Annotated in this window: 4 protein-coding genes; 2 read left to right on the top strand and 2 right to left on the bottom strand. The window is 52.2% G+C overall.

The genetic code is table 11. The features are described 5' to 3' along the window. Window positions 1-1264 (top strand): carbohydrate-binding domain-containing protein (locus VE954_RS04020; RefSeq protein WP_324949912.1); only part of this gene is annotated, 1264 nt, incomplete at its 5' end. Window positions 1265-1466: 202 nt separating this feature from the next. Here VE954_RS04020 and VE954_RS44095 read toward each other — a convergent pair. Then, a complete protein-coding gene (locus tag VE954_RS44095) occupies window positions 1467-1679 on the bottom strand; it encodes a DDE-type integrase/transposase/recombinase (RefSeq protein ID WP_414698968.1) in 213 nt (70 codons plus the stop codon). Further along, entirely contained in the window at window positions 1652-1840 is a 189-nt protein-coding gene (locus VE954_RS44100; RefSeq protein ID WP_414698969.1) for a DDE-type integrase/transposase/recombinase, read from the bottom strand. Before VE954_RS44100 ends, VE954_RS44095 begins: the two co-directional genes overlap by 28 nt. A gap of 81 nt (window positions 1841-1921) precedes the next feature. On the opposite strand from VE954_RS44100, the gene VE954_RS04025 reads away from it, so the two are divergent. Next, window positions 1922-2322: IS6 family transposase (locus VE954_RS04025; RefSeq protein ID WP_324949914.1), on the top strand; the 401-nt coding region annotated here is incomplete at its 3' end.

The following is a 2322-nucleotide window of genomic DNA, read 5'->3' on the forward strand; positions in this document are numbered from 1 at the left end:
TGAGGGTCTTTTGCTCCGCAATGCCAACGCTCGTGGTGTCATGATTAACGAGGGCGCGGATCATAATATCATCCGCCACAACGAAATCACCAATGTCGGCATCGGGGTTCAAGTCTTCGGGAAATTCAACCTCGTTACGAGAAACTTCGTCCACGACCTCCATATGATTGTGAACGACCAAAGGGATCCGAATAAGCCCAGGAGTGGAGCCAATGATTTTGGTGCCAACTGCTTCTGGCTTGAGAACACTGACAATGAACTATCATACAATCGTGGAGAAAACTGCGTCGCGCCAAGTTTTGACTATGGCAGGGATGGCGGTTTCGTGGAGCTCTTCGGCGTCACTGATCGTTCCCATATCCATCATAATTACGCGAAAAACACTGACGGCTTCAGCGAAATAAGTGGTCCCGGTGATGCCAGCGCCCTTAACATCAGAATGCACCATAACGTCATCGTTGATGCTTTCACCCCTGTGCTGTGTGTTCATACGGATAATCCGCTGGCCAAAATCGAAGATGTCCGCTTTGAAAATAACACGGTTTACAAACTGACCGGCGGGGGAAATCCCACTATCGACTGCCTCAAGAGAGAAGGAAGCCCGACCACCCTGCTCCTCAGAAACAACATCTTCGTCAGCGATGTCGCCATTGCCCGCACAGGAGCCATCATCACCCATACCATTAATCTTTACAGTCTTGCGAGTGGCGTCAATCCTGGCTTTGCTCTTGATTCCACGGAAAAGCTTTCTGATGCCGGGTTCTTCGCTGCCGAAAAAGGTGATTTGCGCCTCGCGGAAGGGAGCGCGGCCGTTGATGCAGGTCTGGCCTTGGGCTATGCAGCAGACTATTCCGGTCGTGCGGCTTCAGGGCTGCCTGATCTCGGTGCCTATGAACTTGGTTCGGCCATTAGCGTCTTTGCTGCCGGTGAGGCTGCCGATGGCGTTTATCCCACCATGCGTCTGCTAGTGGACGATGTCCCGGTTGCCACCTGGACTGATATCAAAGGCAGCCCGGCTCTTCGCCAGTTCCAGACATTCACCTATAATCATCCGAAGACCGTGGCCATCGACAGCATCAAGGTCGAGTTCGTCAACGACAGTGGCGCAGGAGGAGCGCGCAATCTGATGGTGGACAAGGTCAGTCTTGACGGAAAAAACCACCATACGGAAGCCGAGACCTCCTATTCAACCTCATGCCGGTCGGGATATCAAAAAACCGAGTGGCTGTATTGCAACGGCACCGTTGCTTATAAAAGCGAATAACAGGGCCGGTTGGAGGGGTCCGCCCCATTCGGGCTGACCCGATACTGGGCCGACAGTGAAGCAGACCCGCACAAGACCTGGGTTAATTCCTGGACATTCTCCGACCCCCTGCGGACTTCTTGCCCAGAGTTTGCAAATGCAACAAATACGGATGAGGTCAGGGCCCCGGAATGAACAAGAAAGTTCAAGGGTTCGCGAGCCATCATGCCGCCATGGAATAGAAGATCTCAGCAGAGGTATTGCCCTCTGCTCTGACCTGCCGCTTTCGAATTATTCTCATCGACTCAAAGCCACCAATTGTAATCCTTGCAGTTCGAAATCCCCCAAAGCCCAACGTGGCTCTGCATAACTGTTTGATGGGCCTATGGTCCTGCTCGATAATGTTGTTCAAATATTTATTCTGACGGATTTCGATATCAGTGCCTTCGCTCTCATTTTATGGACCTGGATGCCGGCAGTGTTGGCTCCACTTTTGTCGATATTGATTTTTACCGGTTTATCGTTTGACCTGACGGCCCTGGATAGAAAGCGTTTCGCGGCTTTCCGGTCGCGCTTTGCGGTGAGCAGATAGTCCACGGCGTTGTGTTGCAAAAAATCTCTGGTGTTTTGACCTGGTACTCGTCATAGTCCCGAGTTCACCGTATCCAGGGAGTGGTTATGGCGCTGAGCTTCAAAGGACGGCATTTCCAAAAGTCGATTATCCTGACCTCCATCCGCTGGTACCTGAGCTATAAACTCTCCCTAACGGACCTCGAGGAAATGATGGCTGAGCGCGGCGTTCACGTCGATCACTCCACCATCCATCGCTGGATCCTTCACTATACTCCTGAGATCGAGGCCGAGCTAAGAAAAAGGAAAAAGCCGGTGGCAGGCCGGTGGTTCTGGGATGAAATGGCCATCAAGGTCAAAGGCAAACTCAAATGGCTTTACCGGGCCGTGGACGAGGATGGCGATACCATTGATTTTCTGCTCTCAGCAAAGCGGGATCAGAAAGCGGCCCTGAGGTTTTTGAAAAAGGCCGTTCGTCAGCACGGTGTCCCCGTGAAAATCAACACAGA

The organism is Oligoflexus sp., assembly GCF_035638955.1.
In the GTDB taxonomy this organism is placed as follows: Bacteria; Bdellovibrionota_B; Oligoflexia; order Oligoflexales; family Oligoflexaceae; genus Oligoflexus.